This is a genomic window from Aeromonas mytilicola subsp. aquatica, assembly GCF_044336385.1.
GTDB classification, from domain to species: Bacteria; Pseudomonadota; Gammaproteobacteria; order Enterobacterales; family Aeromonadaceae; genus Aeromonas; species Aeromonas rivipollensis.
In genome coordinates, this window is the sequence record NZ_CP172298.1 from 232,344 (window position 1) to 246,508 (window position 14,165).

Below are 14,165 nucleotides of genomic sequence, written 5' to 3' on the forward strand. Positions count from 1 at the left end.
GGCTCTTCCCCTGCAAAGCAAAAAGCCTGCGTGATGCAGGCTTTTTGCTGGGGGCGGTGAGGGTATGCCGCCGTTCGCGCCCTTCTCCCCTCGCGGGAGAAGGGCTGGAGATGAGGGGGCGCTGGCTCAGCGTCTGGCCAGCTGTCGTGGGCCGGGTTGAGGGCCTCGCCAAGGTGGGCTTAGCGTCTGGCCAGCCACTTGGTCGGGTTGATGGCCTCGCCCTGGTAGCGGATCTCGAAGTAGAGGCCGGGTCTGTCCTGGCCGCCGCTGTCGCCGACCAGGGCCACTGGTTCCCCCTGCTCCACGCTCTGGCCCACCTGACGCAGCAGCGACTGATTGTGACCGTAGAGGCTCATGTAGCCGCGGCCGTGGTCTATCACCAGCAGCATGCCGAAGCCGTCCAGCCAGTCCGCATAGACCACCTGGCCAGGCGCCACCGCCTTGACCTGGGTCCCCTCGCTTGCGCCTATCAGGGTGCCCTTCCACTTGAGCTCGGCGGTGCGCGGCGAGCCGTAGGAGATGAGGATGGGGCCTTGTACCGGCCAGCGCAGGCTGCCGTTGGTGCTGAGGCCGTTGTAGCCGCCACTGGCCTTGGTGCTGCTGCTGCGCGCGGCGGCTTGCTGCTTCGCCACCCGGTTCTGCTGTTCGGTGACCCTCTGCTGCTCGGCGGCGAGCCGTTGTTGTTCGCCCGCCTTCTGCTGCTGGGCCGCGATCCGCTGTTGCTCCGCAATCCGCTTCTGCTCGGCGGCCAGGCGTTGGGCCTCCAGGCGGCGCTGGCGCTCCTGCTCGGCCTTGATCTTGGCGAGGCGCTCCCGCTCGGCCCGTTCGCGGCGTTCCTTCTCTTCCTGCTGGCGACGCAACTCTTCCAGCCTGGCCTTCAGGGCCTTCTCCGCCTTGACCAGCTTGGTGAGCTTCTGTTCGTCGTTTTGCACCGACTGCTGCAACTGGTTGCGCACCTTGGCACGGCTCTGCTGGCTGGCCAGCAGGCTTTGGTGATGCTCCTGCTGTTCGCTCAGCAGGGTCTGCAGCCTGGTCTCGGTCTCTTTGGTGGCCAGCTGGTTTTTCGCCAGCTTGTTGCGGGTGGCGCGCAGGGCGTCTATGGCCTCGATGCGAGCCTTGTTGAGATAGTCGTAGTAATCGAGAGAGCGGCTCAGCTTGGCCGGATCCTGCTGATTGAGCAGCAGTTTGAGGTAGTCGTGGTTACCCGCCTGGAAGGCGCTTTCCGCCTGCTTGGCCAGCAACTGTTTCTGGTGTTTGGCTTGTTGTTCCAGCGCCAGCTTGTCCTGCTGCAGGTCGGCCAGCTTCTGCTGGTTCTGCTTCAGTTGCAGTCTGGTCTGATCCAGCTTGGCGGCGGCGGCCGAGATGGCCTGCTCGTCAGCCTTGAGCTGGGTGTTGAGCTTGGCAAGCTCCTGCTTGCTGAGCTTGAGGGTCTTCTGCTGTTCCTTTATCTCGGACTGCATGGCCCCCAGCTGCTGGTTTGCAGCCTGGGCCGTGCCGGCGCCGCCGACCAGGCAAAAAAACAGCGCGCCGGCCAACAGGCCGACGCGACTGGTTTTCTGTGAAATAACTTCGCATCCCCGCATGGGGCAGGATTATTTCAGAATCATCAGGGGCTTGCCAGTCATTTCCGGCGGCACAGGAAGACCCATAAGGGTCAGCATGGTCGGGGCCAGATCGGACAGTTTGCCGCCCTCCAGTACCTCGGCCTTGCGACCGAAATAGATGAGGGGAACCGGCAGATTGGTGTGGGCGGTGTGGGCCTGACCAGTCTCTTCGTCCAGCATCTTCTCGGCGTTGCCGTGGTCGGCGGTGATCAGGCACTCGCCACCCACTTCCGCCAGGGCCTCGGTGACGCGGCCTATGCAGTGGTCAACGGCTTCGCAGGCCTTGACGGCCGCATCGAACACGCCGGTGTGGCCAACCATGTCGCCGTTCGGGTAGTTGCAGATGATGACGTCGTACTTGCCGCTCTTGATGGCGCCGACCAGCTTGTCGGTCAGCTCTTCGGAGCTCATCTCCGGCTGCAGGTCATAGGTGGCCACTTTCGGGCTGGCGACGATCTCGCGGTCTTCACCGGTGAAGCAATCTTCTTCGCCACCGTTGAAGAAGAAGGTGACGTGGGCGTACTTCTCGGTCTCGGAGATGCGCAGCTGGGTCTTGCCCTGCTTGGCCAGCCACTCGCCCAGGGTGTTGACCAGGGCGGTGGGCGGGTAGGCGCAGGCGGTCTTGATGTCGGCCGCGTACTCGGTCAGCATCACGAAGTTCAGGGCAGGGGTGGCGGCACGGGCGAAGCCGGTGAAGTCGCTGTCGACGAAGGCGCGGGTGATCTCGCGGGCACGGTCGGCACGGAAGTTCATGAAGATCAGCGCATCGCCGTCGATCATAGGGGCAGCGTCGCCGATGCGGGTGGCCTTGACGAACTCGTCGTTCTCTTCACGGGCATAGGCGGCAGCCAGGGCGTCGGTGGCGTTGTCGGCGGTGAACTCGCCCTTGCCCTGGGTCATCAGGTCATAAGCTTGCTGCACGCGATCCCAGCGGTTGTCACGGTCCATGGCGAAGTAACGGCCGATCATGGAGGCGAAACGACCCTTGCCCAGGCGGGCGAACAGAGCGTCGAACTGCTCGATGGAGGACTGGGCGGAGCGCGGCGGCACGTCGCGGCCATCCAGGAAGGCGTGGAAGTAGATCTTCTCGGCGCCACGCTTGGCGGCCATTTCGATCATGCCCATGATGTGCTCTTCGTGGCTGTGTACGCCACCCGGGGACATCAGACCCATGATGTGCACGGCCTTGCCCTTGGTCACGGCAGCGTCAACAGCCTTGCCCAGCTCGACGTTCTGGAAGAAGTCGCCGTCCTGGATGTCTTTGGAGATGCGGGTCAGCTCCTGATAGACGATGCGACCGGCGCCGATGTTGACGTGGCCCACTTCGGAGTTCCCCATCTGGCCGTCCGGCAGACCCACATCCAGGCCGGAGCCGGAGATCAGGGTGCTGGTGTAGTCACGGGCCAGGCGGTCCAGGTTCGGGGTCTTGGCGGCGGCAACGGCGTTGTGCTCTTGCTTGGTGCTGTAGCCCCAACCGTCCATGATGACCAGAACCAAAGGTTTCTTAGCTGTTGACATAAGACTATGTCCTCTCGGATAGGAATGAATTGCGGGAAGTGAAACTAGCGTAATATTACTACATCTGCCGAAATAGTCACCTGATAGCCAAGTCCCTCTTCCACCTCTGTTTTTACCTGTTATCCGGCTGTATTTGGCATGTTGCCGGCTTGTCTTTGTGCACGGTTCTCCCCCTGGCGCCTCTCCCCCGCAGCGGGTGGCAGCCCCGTCCCCAAGCCGGTCTGGGGGCGGACAATCCCTGATGGGAGCTTGCTCTCGCTTTGCCGCCAAGATGGCTGATCTTATCAAGGGCCCCATGTATACTCGGGCCCTTGTCTTGGTCCCTGGATAGTAGAAGATGCAAGAGTATTTGGATTTTGCGGCCCGCAACCCGCTGCTGGCAGCAGCCTGGTTCGGCCTGGCAGGCACCCTGGTGTACACCACTGTGCGTGCTCGTTTTTCTCCGGTGAAGGCGGTGAACAATCACGGCGCCACCCTGCTGATCAACCGTGAAAATGCCACTGTGGTGGACATTCGCAGTCAGGATGAGTTTGCCAAGGGTCATCTGGCCGGCGCCCATCACCTGCCCCTCACCCAGATCCAGGCGAACAATCTGGGACCGGTTGAAAAGCACAAAGATGCCCCCATCATAGTGGTGTGCGAGTCGGGGATGACCGCTGGTGGCGCGGGTCGCCAACTGAGCAAAGCCGGTTTCAAACAGGTATATGTGCTCAGCGGTGGCATGGCCCAATGGCGTGCAGATAATCTGCCGGTGACCAAAAAACGCTGATTTAAGGGCCTGCGCCCACTCATTGTCTTAAAAAGGAATCAAACGAAATGGCTGACGAAATCAACAACCAGGAAGTGCAACCGGAATTCCACATCCAGCGTGTCTACACCAAGGATGTCTCCTTCGAAGCCCCCAATACTCCGCACATCTTCCAGAAAGAGTGGCAGCCGGACGTCAAGCTGGACATGGACACCAAGACCAATGTCCTGGCCGACGGCGTGTACGAGGTCGTGCTGACCCTGACCGTGACCTGCAAGCTGGAAACCGAGACCGCCTTCCTGTGTGAAGTGCAGCAGGCCGGTATCTTCACCATTGGCAACCTGCCGGAGCCGCAGCTGGCACACTGCCTGGCCGCTTTCTGCCCGAACATCCTGTTCCCCTATGCCCGCGAAGCCGTGGCCAACCTGGTGAGCAAGGGTTCCTTCCCGCAGCTGAATCTGGCACCGGTCAACTTCGACGCCCTGTTTGCCCAGCACATGGCACAGGTTCAGGCCCAGCAGGCGACTGCGGAAGCCTGATAATGGCCGACCAGATCGCAATCTCGGTCTTGGGGGCGGGGTCTTATGGCTCCGCCCTTGCCATTTCTCTGGCGCGCAACGGCCATCCGACCCTGCTGTGGGGTCACGATCCCGCCCATGTCGCCGAGCTGGAACAAGATCGCTGCAACAAGGCGTTTTTGCCTGATGTCCCTTTCCCCGCCGATCTGCAGCTGACTGCCGATCTGCAAGCTGCGGTGCAGGCTGCTCCCGTGTTGCTGCTGGTGGTGCCGAGCCATGTGTTCGGTCAGGTGCTGGCCCGAATCAAACCCTTCCTGCGCCCGGATACCCGTATCGCCTGGGCCACCAAGGGGCTGGAGCCGGACAGCGGCCGCCTGCTGCAGGACGTGGCCCGTGACGTGCTGGGGGAGACTATCCCGCTGGCGGTGATCTCCGGTCCGACTTTCGCGAGAGAGCTGGCCGCCGGCCTGCCGACCGCCATCTCGGTGGCGTCGACCCATGACGACTTCGCCGACGATCTCTCGCAACTGCTGCACTGCGGCCGTTCGTTCCGGGTCTATACCAATCCGGACTTCATCGGTCTGCAACTGGGCGGGGCGGTCAAGAACGTCATCGCCATCGGTGCCGGTCTCTCCGACGGGCTGGGTTTTGGCGCCAACGCCAGAACCGCGCTCATCACCCGGGGCCTGGTAGAGATGCAGCGCCTCGGTGCCGCACTGGGTGCTGATGCCAAGACCTTCATGGGAATGGCAGGGCTCGGGGATCTGGTGCTGACCTGTACCGACAACCAGTCCCGCAACCGTCGCTTCGGTCTGGCTCTCGGGGCCGGCAAGTCGGTGGAAACCGCCATGACCGAGATCGGTCAGGTGGTGGAAGGCTATCGCAACACCAAGGAGGTGCATCTGCTGGCGGCCCGTTGTGGCGTCGAGATGCCCATCTGCGAGCAGATCTTCAAGGTGCTGTACGAAGGCAAGAACCCGAAAGAGGCGGCCATCGCCCTGCTGTCGCGAGACAAGAAGGACGAGTAACCTGCCCGCCGCAGAATGCAAAAGGCCCCGCCAGCTGGCGGGGCCTTTTCTTTGCCGTAAAGGACAAATCAATAGTAGGAGTGATCGCCACGCTGGTGCTCGGTGGCATCTTTCACGCCGTTGAGCTCGCCCGGGAATTTCTCCAGCAGCTGCTTCTCGATCCCCTCTTTCAGGGTGTAATCCACCTGAGAACAGCCGTTGCAACCACCACCGAACTGCAAAATCGCCAGCTTGTCGTCGGTGATGTCAATCAAGGTCACCTTGCCGCCGTGACCGGCCAGCATGGGGTTCACCTCTGACATCAGCACGTATTCGATGCGATCGGCCAGGGGGGCATCGTCGGCCACCTTGCGCATCTTGGCGTTGGGGGCCTTGAGGGTGAGCTGGGAGCCCATCTGATCGGTGACGAAGTCGATGGTGGCATCGATCAGATAAGGGGCGCTCAGGGGATCGACCAGACAGTCGAAGCCGCTGAAGGGCAGGTGTTGATCTTCCGGATCGACCGCGTCGGGTGGGCAATAGGATACGCCGCACTCGGCATTCTGGGTTCCCGGATTGACCACAAACACCCGGATGTTGGTGCCATCAGGCTGCTTCTCCAGCAACTTGCGGAAGTGGGCCTGGGCGGTGTCGGAAATGCTGATCATCACTATCCTCATAAACCTGAGTGTACGACTAGGGTATTCATGATAACTCGCTTGGCGGGGCTTGGGTAGCGTGTCGATGGCTACCCTATGTGACCCTGAGCGCAACAAGCGCATGACAAGACGCCAGACCGCTATTTCCTCCTACCCATGCCGCCCCGGCTATTTGATGTGCCTCTGCGTGCGGCAAAGTGCCCACACTTCCACCTTCTCAACGCCACTTTTGCGGAGTAAACGGCTGAGCTGGCCGGCGGTGGCGCCTGTGGTGACCACATCGTCGAGCAGGGCTACGTGACGATAGCTGTGGGGTGCTATCTGAAAGGCGCCGCGCAGGTTGCGCCGCCGCTGGCCAGCACTGAGCCGGGTTTGCTGCGGAGTGGCCCTGATCCTGCGCAGCAGCCGGGTGTCGCAGGGGATGCCGGTGAGCGCGCCAAGGGCCAGTCCAATCTCTTCCGCCTGATTGAAGCCGCGCCACCACTGGCGCCACCAGTGCAGGGGGACCGGAATGATGGCCTCGGGGGGATCGTCTCCCTCCAGATGGTCGGCCAGCAGGCGGGCGAGCAGCGGCGCCAGCAGGATCTGGCCCGAGTATTTCAGCCGGGGAATGAGCAGGGAGTAGGGGAGCTGATAGTCACCTATCACCTGCAGCCGCTCCCAGGGCGGCGGCCTGCGCTGGCAGCGTCCGCACAGCAGCTCGTTTCCTGCATGGTGCTCTGGCAAGGGGGTCGCGCAGAGCCTGCATTTGCGGCAAGGCTGGTGCAGGGAGTGCTGACACCAGCTGCACAACAGAGGCTGGTCATCACAGGGCTGGCGACAGAGCAGGCAGAGGCCGAGCCAGTCGGACCGGCTGCCGAGGATCGGACTTGCTTTGGCGAGCAGCCGCTTTAACATGCAGGCTCCAAGCAGATGAACAGGGATCTTGAGTCTAGATGAGCGTATCGGTTGAGCGGTTTGGCCAGGGTCAGGACCTGGTGTTGTTGCATGGCTGGGGCATGAATGGTGCTGTCTGGCACGGTATTGCCCAGCAGTTGGCGGCCCACTATCGGCTGCACCTGGTGGACTTGCCCGGGTTTGGCAACAGCCCCCTTGGCGAGGGGAGTGACTACTCCTTGCCCTGGCTGGCGGAGCAGGTTGCCACAGTCCTGCCGGAAAAATGCCATCTGCTCGGCTGGTCCCTCGGTGGTCTGGTGGCGAGCCAGCTGGCCCTGACCCGGCCCGAGCGCCTTCACTCCCTCATCACGGTCGCCAGCTCCCCCTGCTTCATGGCCCGCGAAGACTGGCCCGGGATTGCCCCCAAGGTGTTGGCGGGGTTCAACCAGATGCTGGCGGGGGACTTCATGCAGACCATAGAGCGTTTCCTCGCGATCCAGGCCATGGGCAGCGAGCATGCCAGAAACGACATTCGCCAGTTGCGCCACTGGCTGATGGAGCGTCCGGCCCCCCAGATTGCCGCGCTGGAGGCGGGTCTCGGCCTGCTGGCCGACGTGGATTTGCGGGATGAGCTGGTCGGCCTGGATCTGCCCTGGCTGCGCATCTATGGCAGGCTGGATTCCCTGGTGCCCAAGGCGGCCATACCGCTGCTGGACGAGCGCTATCCTGCGAGCCGCAGCCTGGTACTGGAGAAGGCCTCCCACGCCCCCTTCATCTCCCATCCGGAGCCTTTCATCACCCTGTTGCGACAGTTCATTGGCTGATCCTTGAGCGACATGCTTCAATAACGCCTCTAGGTGGTGGATAATCAGCCAACCATGAAAGGAGTGAGCCGATGCGTATCGATTCTGCCATGACTACGGGCGTACAGGGATTCCAGCGGGCCGAGCAACTGGCCGGTCAGGCATCCGGGCAGCTCGCCCGCCTCAACACCCCGGCGGGCGACCAGGTACAGGTGACGGACGAGCTGGTCAATCTCAAGGTGGCCGAGCTGCATGCCGGCGCCTCCGCCAAGGTGATCCAGACCGCCAGCGACATGCTGGGCACCCTGATAGACATCAAGGTGTGAGATGAACATCAACGTCAGTCTGCCGCCCCTGATCCCCAATCAGCTGCAACCGCAGACTGAATCGGCGCAGACTGACAACCGCCGTGCTGAGCTGGTGCCTCCCGCACGTCAGGGTGAGGCCTCCGCCGCCGAGTCCGGCGTTGCCTCCCAGAAAGACAAGTCCAGAGCCGCCCAGGCCAATCCCAATCCGCCCGCCGCTTCGACCCGGGATAATGCGCAGGCCAGCCCGACGCCCCCGTCCCATCGCTTCGTCGAGGCCACGGGGGAGGAGAGCCAGCGCCGGCAGCAGCAGGATCCCGAACAGCAGGAGCAACAGAGGCAGCAGCGTCAGCTGGCCGCGTTTGTTGAGCGGGATCTCGAGGTACGCAAGCATGAGCAGGCGCACCAGATGGCAGGCGGCGAGCATGCGGGCAGCCCCAGCTACCAGTTTTCCCATGGGCCGGATGGCAAGCGTTATGCCACCGGGGGTGAGGTGGCCATCGACATCGGCGCCATCCCGGGCGACCCGGCTGCCACTCTCGCCAAGATGCAGCAGGTGCGTGCCGCCGCCCTGGCACCGGCAGAGCCCTCGTCACAGGATCTGAGCGTGGCCCGCGCCGCCACCGCCAAAGAGGCCCAGGCCCGCAAGGAGCTGATGGAGGTCAGGGACGCTTCAATCGGGCCGCTCGGTGCCTACATGGAGAGGCGCAATCAGGTGATAGCCCAGCACTACCAGCAGGCCGTCAGGCCCGCCCCTCGTCAGACCTTCAGCCAGGACATCTGAGCGAGTCCGGGTCTATGCAGGCGATGTAAAAAAGCCCCTCGCGGGGCTTTTGTCGTTTCGGGGCAATCACTTCTTCATCTTGGAGAGGGCGGCGGCGAAGGCGTTGCCCATGGCGCCACCGGCTGGGGCGCTCGGTTTCGGTTCCTGCCTGGGTCTGGCGCTGCCTGCACCCGATGGGCGGGATTCCGCCGGCTTGCGGGCGGGTTGCCCCGCTTTCTCGTCGAGGCGCATGGTCAGGCTGATGCGTTTGCGCGGGGCATCCACCTCCAGCACCTTGACCCGCACTATGTCCCCCGCCTTGACCACCTCGCGGGGATCCTTGACGAAACGGTCGGTCAGGGAGGAGATGTGCACCAGCCCGTCCTGATGGACGCCGATGTCGACGAAGGCGCCGAAATTGGTGACGTTGGTGACCACACCTTCCAGCACCATCTCGGGCACCAGGTCGCTTATCTTCTCCACCCCGTCCCTGAAGGTGGCGGTCTTGAACTCGGGGCGCGGATCCCGGCCCGGCTTGTCCAGCTCGCCTATGATGTCGGTGACTGTGGGCACGCCGAATTGCTCGTCCGTGTAGTCGGCCGGTTTCAGGCTGCGCAGCAAGCTGCTGTTGCCGAGCAGGCTGTCCACTGTCTGTTCAAGTTGGGCGAGGATCCGCTCCACCACCGGATAGGATTCCGGGTGCACCGCCGAGCCGTCCAGCGGATTGTTGCCGCCACGAATGCGCAGGAAGCCGGCACACTGCTCGAACGCCTTGGGCCCGAGTCGGCTCACCTTCAGTAGTTGCTGGCGGCTCTTGAAGGCGCCGTGCTCATCCCGATAGGCGACTATGTTCTGGGCCAGGGTCTGGGAGAGGCCGGAAACCCGGTTGAGCAGGGCGACCGAGGCGGTATTCACATCCACGCCGACCGCGTTCACGCAATCCTCGACCACGGCATCCAGCCGGCGGGCCAGCTGGCTCTGGCCGACGTCGTGCTGGTACTGGCCCACGCCTATGCTCTTGGGATCGATCTTGACCAGCTCGGCCAGGGGGTCCTGCAGGCGGCGGGCGATGGAGACGGCACCACGGATGGAGACATCGAGATCCGGGAACTCCTGGGAGGCGAGTTCGGAGGCGGAGTAGACCGAGGCCCCTGCCTCGCTCACTACTATCTTCTGCGCCTTGGCGGCGGGGTAGCGCTCGAACAGATCGCTCACCAGGCGGTCGGTCTCCCGGGAGGCGGTGCCGTTGCCTATGCTGATGAGCTCGACCTTGTGCTTCTGGCACAGCTCGCTCAGGGTCTTGAGGCTCTGGTCAATCTGGCGCTTGGGTTCGAACGGATAGATGGTGGCGTGATCGACCAGCTTGCCGGTGGCATCCACCACGGCCACCTTGACCCCGGTGCGGATGCCGGGATCCAGCCCCATGGTGCAACGCATGCCGGCCGGCGCTGCCATCAGCAGATCCTGGAGGTTCATGGCGAACACCTTGATCGCCTCGTCCTCTGCCGACTCGCGGATGCGGCCGATAAGCTCGGTTTCCATCTGCAGGGAGAGCTTGATCTTCCAGGTCCAGCTCACCACCCCCTGCAGCCACTTGTCGGCCGGACGGCTCTGCAGATTGAGCTTGAGGTGATGGGCAATGATCCCTTCACAGGGGCTGGCACCCTCATCGTCACCTGTGACCAGCGCCAGGTTGAGGATCCCCTCGTTGCGGCCGCGCAGCATGGCCAGCACCCTGTGGGAGGGGGCCTTGTGCAGGGGCTCGTCGTGCTCGAAGTAGTCCTTGAACTTGGCCCCTTCCTGCTCCTTGCCTGCCACCACGCGGGCGCGCAGGGTGGCGTTCTGCCACAGGTAGTCCCGCAGCTTCTCCAGCAGATCGGCCTGCTCGGCGAAGCGCTCCATCAGGATGTAACGGGCACCGTCGAGGGCGGCCTTGCTGTCGGTGATCCCCTGCTCGGCATTGAGGAAGGCGGCGGCTGCTTGCTCGGGATCCTTCATCGGATCGGTGAGCAACAGATTGGCCAGCGGCTCCAGCCCAGCTTCTATGGCCATCTGCCCCTTGGTGCGACGCTTGGGCTTGTAGGGGAGATAGAGATCTTCGAGCCGGGTCTTGCTGTCGGCACCGTTCAGCTCGCGCGCCAGCTCGGGGGTCAGCTTGCCCTGTTCCTCGATGGAGCGAAGGATCACCTGGCGGCGATCTTCCAGTTCACGCAGATAGCCGAGGCGGCTCTCCAGGGTACGCAGCTGACTGTCGTCCAGACCGCCGGTCACCTCCTTGCGATAACGGGCGATAAAGGGAACGGTCGAGCCTTCATCCAGCAGGCGCACGGCGGCCTGCACCTGTTCCGGGCGGGCATTCAGCTCACCGGCAATCTGTCTCTCAATTACATGGCTGTGCATCTGGGGTCTCTGTGGTCGGGTCTGTCCTACGGGCCGGCAGTGGTTGGGAGTTGTCGCGGCGGGCTGCTGGCTCGTCAGCTGACTCCCGGTGCGCTTCTGCGGCCGGTTGGCGCCGCAAGGCGCCGGGTGTGAGCACTATATGAGGTCGACGCTGGGGATGCTACCCCGGGCAAGGGCGCCAGCCTGACCCCGCGGGGGCAGGTGGGCCCATGTTCCCCCGGCAGGGTCACTTGGGGTAGTTGATGTCGTTGACATACCAGCAGGCGTCACCCACTGGCGTGCGCACTATGGCCTCGTCGCCGACCTCTTTCTTGAGCAGGGCGCGGGCCATGGGGGAATCGATGGAGATGTAATCCTTGCGACCGAAGATCTCGTCATAGCCGACGATGCGAAAGCGCTTGGTCTCTCCCTCCTCACTCTCCACCTCGACCCAGGCGCCGAAGAACACCTTGCCCTCCTGGGAGGGGGAGTAATCGACTATGGTGAGCTCCTCCAGGCACTTGCGCAGGTAGCGAACCCGGCGGTCTATCTCCCGCAGCCGCTTCTTGTTGTACTGGTAGTCGGCGTTCTCGCTGCGATCCCCGAGGCTCGCCGCCCAGGCGACCTTCTTGGTGACCTCGGGTCTCTCCTCGCGCCACAGGGTGTCGTGTTCCTGCCGGAGCTGGTTGTAGCCTTCACGGGTGATGAGTTTGGTTTTCATGGGCTTATCAGTCCCTGCTGCCTGCATGGTGGGTTGCGTCGTCTTGCTCGGGATCTTAGCCATTGGCGTCCGAGTGTCGAGCAGAAATGCATGACAAGCGGCCCATTCGGCGCCGTTCCATCCCCGAGATCCCCCGGCCAAGGGTAATAACCGGTAACATATTTATGCTTTGTGGTTGCCAGAGCGAGCCCTAGTATTGGGAGGAGACAGAGAGGAGAGGCGGCAATGAGTCAGCAATACAAGGTCCTGGTGGTCGACGACGACCTGAAACTACGCTCCCTGCTGGAGCGTTACCTCACCGAACAGGGATTTGTGGTGCGGGGCGTTGCCAATGGAGAGCAGGCCGATCGCCTGCTGACACGCGAAAACTTCAGCCTGATGGTACTCGACCTGATGCTGCCGGGGGAGGACGGACTCTCCATCTGCCGCCGCCTGCGGGAGGCGGGCAACCAGATCCCGGTGCTGATGCTCACCGCCAAGGGGGACGAAGTGGATCGCATCGTCGGTCTGGAGATGGGGGCGGATGACTATCTGCCCAAGCCGTTCAACCCCCGTGAGTTGCTGGCCCGGATCCGCGCCGTGTTGCGCCGCCATACCGTCGAGCTGCCCGGCGCACCGTCCACCGCCGAGAAGATGGTGAGCTTTGGCGCCTATCAACTCAACCTGGCGACCCGCGAGCTGAGCCGCGACGGGGATCCGGTCGCCCTGACCAGCGGCGAGTTTGCCGTCCTCAAGGTGTTGGTGAGCCACCCTCGCGAGCCGCTCTCCCGGGACAAGCTGATGAACCTGGCCCGGGGCCGGGAATACACAGCCACAGAGCGCAGCATAGATGTGCAGGTCTCCCGCCTGCGCCGTCTGCTGGAGCAGGACCCGGCCCAGCCCCGTTACCTGCAGACAGTGTGGGGCCTGGGCTATGTCTTCGTGCCGGACGGTGACGGGGAATGAAAAAAGTGGGCAGCATGTTCTCCCGCATGCTCTGGTTCCTGGCCGCCGTGCTGGTGGTCTATCAGGTTGTCTCCTACGCCACCTTCTACAACTATCTGCTGGCGCCCACCGTCAAGCAGATCAGCCACCTGCTGGCCAATCAGGTCAAGCTCATCTTCCCTGCCGACAGCAACCAGCTGGCACTGAGCGAGGATGCCGAGGCGCTGGTCTATGTGACCACGGGCAGCGACATCTACACCCAGAGCGAGGCGGAGCAGCACGGACTCAAGGATTCCAAGCCCTACCCCTATCTGGAGGAGAACATCAGCCGGGAGCTAAAGGGGGAAACCAGGGTCAGGGTCGAGATCCAGGACCACTACATCATCTGGATCCAGCCGCCCCAGGCCAGCCAGATGTGGGTGCGCATCCCCCTGACCGAGATCGAGGATGACGACATAGAGCCTCTCATCATCTACATGAGCGTGCTGCTGGTGGTGACCCTATTTGCGGCCTGGCGCTTTGCCCGCCAGCTGGTGCGACCGCTGGAAGATCTGGAGGCGGGGGCCGTGGCCGTTGCGCGGGGCCAGTTCCCCGATGCCCTGGGAGAGCACGGTTCGCGGGAGGTACGCCGCCTGACCCGCACCTTCAACCACATGTCGCACTCCATCAAGGGCCTTATCGAAGAGCGTAACCTGATGATGGCCGGGGTCTCCCACGATCTGCGTACGCCCCTGACCCGCATCCGGCTGGCGACCGAGATGATGTCCTCCGGGGATGAGTACCTCAAGGAGAGCATCAATGCGGACATCGACGAGTCCAACGGCATCATAGATCAGTTCATCGACTACATACGCCCGAACGAGGGGCTGGAGGCCCATCCGATCGACCTGACCCAGCTCATCCACGATGCGCTGCTGATGCAGACCGATCAGGGGTTGGAAGTGGAGCTGCTCCTGCCGGAGCAGGCGGTGCGGGTGGCCTGCCATCCCATCAGCATCCGCCGCATCCTCAACAACCTGTCGGGCAATGCATTACGTTATGGTGCGACCCGGTTGCAGGCCGAGCTGAAGGACGATGGTCACTGGGTCAGGTTGCGGCTATCCGACAATGGCCCCGGGATAGCAGAGCAGGACTATTCCCGGGTGCTCAAGCCCTTTACCCAGGGCAATCTGGCGCGCACCGGCGGCGGCAGTGGCCTGGGGCTGGCCATAGTCGCCAAGATAGTGTCCCAGCACCACGGCACCATCCGGCTGGGCCGCTCTGATCTGGGGGGCTTGCTGGTGGAGATCCGGCTACCCAAGCATCAGCCGCTGGAGTGGATGGATTGAACGAAGGGCGCA

Annotated in this window: 14 protein-coding genes; 8 read left to right on the forward strand and 6 right to left on the reverse strand. The window is 63.2% G+C overall.

The window, feature by feature from the left end; genetic code table 11:
* Positions 1 to 179: 179 nt before the first annotated feature.
* Both ACFWHB_RS01095 and gpmM read right to left on the reverse strand, forming a co-directional pair.
* A complete protein-coding gene (locus tag ACFWHB_RS01095) occupies positions 180 to 1,583 on the reverse strand; it encodes a peptidoglycan DD-metalloendopeptidase family protein (RefSeq protein ID WP_392415726.1) in 1,404 nt (467 codons plus the stop codon).
* 9 nt (positions 1,584 to 1,592) lie between these two features.
* Complete coding sequence (gpmM, locus tag ACFWHB_RS01100) at positions 1,593 to 3,122, reverse strand: 2,3-bisphosphoglycerate-independent phosphoglycerate mutase (protein WP_106885242.1); 1,530 nt, start codon at positions 3,120 to 3,122, stop codon at positions 1,593 to 1,595.
* A 337-nt stretch (positions 3,123 to 3,459) separates the two neighbouring features.
* On the opposite strand from gpmM, the gene ACFWHB_RS01105 reads away from it, so the two are divergent.
* The 3 genes from ACFWHB_RS01105 to gpsA are packed head-to-tail and all read left to right on the forward strand — an operon-like array spanning position 3,460 to position 5,416.
* Positions 3,460 to 3,891, forward strand: a complete 432-nt coding sequence (locus ACFWHB_RS01105; protein WP_106885241.1) for a rhodanese-like domain-containing protein — start codon at positions 3,460 to 3,462, stop codon at positions 3,889 to 3,891.
* A 47-nt stretch (positions 3,892 to 3,938) separates the two neighbouring features.
* Positions 3,939 to 4,409: a protein-export chaperone SecB gene (gene secB / locus ACFWHB_RS01110; RefSeq protein ID WP_005328525.1), complete on the forward strand. Its 471-nt coding sequence runs from the start codon at positions 3,939 to 3,941 to the stop codon at positions 4,407 to 4,409.
* Positions 4,410 to 4,411: 2 nt separating this feature from the next.
* Positions 4,412 to 5,416 carry an NAD(P)H-dependent glycerol-3-phosphate dehydrogenase gene (gene gpsA, locus ACFWHB_RS01115; protein ID WP_106885240.1) on the forward strand — a complete coding sequence of 335 codons (1,005 nt, stop codon included), beginning with the start codon at positions 4,412 to 4,414 and terminating at the stop codon, positions 5,414 to 5,416.
* A 68-nt stretch (positions 5,417 to 5,484) separates the two neighbouring features.
* Here the strand turns inward: gpsA and nfuA are convergent, their stop codons facing one another.
* Both nfuA and ACFWHB_RS01125 read right to left on the reverse strand, forming a co-directional pair.
* Entirely contained in the window at positions 5,485 to 6,063 is a 579-nt protein-coding gene (nfuA, locus tag ACFWHB_RS01120; RefSeq protein WP_043133206.1) for a Fe-S biogenesis protein NfuA, read from the reverse strand.
* A 159-nt stretch (positions 6,064 to 6,222) separates the two neighbouring features.
* The gene (locus tag ACFWHB_RS01125; RefSeq protein ID WP_289986783.1) at positions 6,223 to 6,951 is read right to left on the reverse strand and encodes a ComF family protein; all 729 of its coding nucleotides are present in this window, start codon (positions 6,949 to 6,951) and stop codon (positions 6,223 to 6,225) included.
* Between the two features lie 38 nt (positions 6,952 to 6,989).
* Between ACFWHB_RS01125 and bioH the strand changes: the two genes are divergently transcribed.
* The 3 genes from bioH to ACFWHB_RS01140 all read left to right on the forward strand — a co-directional run bounded on the left by bioH (position 6,990) and on the right by ACFWHB_RS01140 (position 8,822).
* The gene (gene bioH, locus ACFWHB_RS01130; protein WP_262113082.1) at positions 6,990 to 7,754 is read left to right on the forward strand and encodes a pimeloyl-ACP methyl ester esterase BioH; all 765 of its coding nucleotides are present in this window, start codon (positions 6,990 to 6,992) and stop codon (positions 7,752 to 7,754) included.
* Positions 7,755 to 7,825: 71 nt separating this feature from the next.
* A complete protein-coding gene (locus ACFWHB_RS01135; protein ID WP_025325378.1) occupies positions 7,826 to 8,059 on the forward strand; it encodes a flagellar hook protein FlgE in 234 nt (77 codons plus the stop codon).
* 1 nt (position 8,060) lies between these two features.
* Positions 8,061 to 8,822, forward strand: coding sequence for a putative metalloprotease CJM1_0395 family protein (locus tag ACFWHB_RS01140; RefSeq protein WP_395949307.1), 762 nt, complete (start codon positions 8,061 to 8,063; stop codon positions 8,820 to 8,822).
* 66 nt (positions 8,823 to 8,888) lie between these two features.
* Here the strand turns inward: ACFWHB_RS01140 and ACFWHB_RS01145 are convergent, their stop codons facing one another.
* Both ACFWHB_RS01145 and greB read right to left on the reverse strand, forming a co-directional pair.
* Positions 8,889 to 11,201: a Tex family protein gene (locus tag ACFWHB_RS01145; RefSeq protein ID WP_395949308.1), complete on the reverse strand. Its 2,313-nt coding sequence runs from the start codon at positions 11,199 to 11,201 to the stop codon at positions 8,889 to 8,891.
* Positions 11,202 to 11,427: 226 nt separating this feature from the next.
* The gene (gene greB, locus ACFWHB_RS01150) at positions 11,428 to 11,901 is read right to left on the reverse strand and encodes a transcription elongation factor GreB (RefSeq protein ID WP_111911590.1); all 474 of its coding nucleotides are present in this window, start codon (positions 11,899 to 11,901) and stop codon (positions 11,428 to 11,430) included.
* 225 nt (positions 11,902 to 12,126) lie between these two features.
* Here greB and ompR point away from each other — a divergent pair, with 225 nt between their 5' ends.
* Positions 12,127 to 12,846 (forward strand): osmolarity response regulator transcription factor OmpR, encoded by a 720-nt coding sequence (gene ompR / locus ACFWHB_RS01155; protein WP_111911588.1) that lies wholly within the window; start codon positions 12,127 to 12,129, stop codon positions 12,844 to 12,846.
* A complete protein-coding gene (gene envZ / locus ACFWHB_RS01160; RefSeq protein WP_290071272.1) occupies positions 12,843 to 14,153 on the forward strand; it encodes a two-component system sensor histidine kinase EnvZ in 1,311 nt (436 codons plus the stop codon). Before ompR ends, envZ begins: the two co-directional genes overlap by 4 nt.
* Positions 14,154 to 14,165: the final 12 nt, after the last annotated feature.

What these genes read in the sequence shown, in the direction of transcription:
- ompR (WP_111911588.1), top strand. Translation starts at nt 12,127, where the DNA reads ATGAGTCAGCAATACAAGGTCCTGGTGGTCGACGACGACCTGAAACTA.
- greB (WP_111911590.1), bottom strand. Translation starts at nt 11,901, where the DNA reads ATGAAAACCAAACTCATCACCCGTGAAGGCTACAACCAGCTCCGGCAG.
- ACFWHB_RS01145 (WP_395949308.1), bottom strand. Translation starts at nt 11,201, where the DNA reads ATGCACAGCCATGTAATTGAGAGACAGATTGCCGGTGAGCTGAATGCC.
- envZ (WP_290071272.1), top strand. Translation starts at nt 12,843, where the DNA reads ATGAAAAAAGTGGGCAGCATGTTCTCCCGCATGCTCTGGTTCCTGGCC.
- bioH (WP_262113082.1), top strand. Translation starts at nt 6,990, where the DNA reads ATGAGCGTATCGGTTGAGCGGTTTGGCCAGGGTCAGGACCTGGTGTTG.
- secB (WP_005328525.1), top strand. Translation starts at nt 3,939, where the DNA reads ATGGCTGACGAAATCAACAACCAGGAAGTGCAACCGGAATTCCACATC.
- ACFWHB_RS01105 (WP_106885241.1), top strand. Translation starts at nt 3,460, where the DNA reads ATGCAAGAGTATTTGGATTTTGCGGCCCGCAACCCGCTGCTGGCAGCA.
- ACFWHB_RS01140 (WP_395949307.1), top strand. Translation starts at nt 8,061, where the DNA reads ATGAACATCAACGTCAGTCTGCCGCCCCTGATCCCCAATCAGCTGCAA.
- ACFWHB_RS01135 (WP_025325378.1), top strand. Translation starts at nt 7,826, where the DNA reads ATGCGTATCGATTCTGCCATGACTACGGGCGTACAGGGATTCCAGCGG.
- gpsA (WP_106885240.1), top strand. Translation starts at nt 4,412, where the DNA reads ATGGCCGACCAGATCGCAATCTCGGTCTTGGGGGCGGGGTCTTATGGC.
- gpmM (WP_106885242.1), bottom strand. Translation starts at nt 3,122, where the DNA reads ATGTCAACAGCTAAGAAACCTTTGGTTCTGGTCATCATGGACGGTTGG.
- ACFWHB_RS01125 (WP_289986783.1), bottom strand. Translation starts at nt 6,951, where the DNA reads ATGTTAAAGCGGCTGCTCGCCAAAGCAAGTCCGATCCTCGGCAGCCGG.
- nfuA (WP_043133206.1), bottom strand. Translation starts at nt 6,063, where the DNA reads ATGATCAGCATTTCCGACACCGCCCAGGCCCACTTCCGCAAGTTGCTG.
- ACFWHB_RS01095 (WP_392415726.1), bottom strand. Translation starts at nt 1,583, where the DNA reads ATGCGGGGATGCGAAGTTATTTCACAGAAAACCAGTCGCGTCGGCCTG.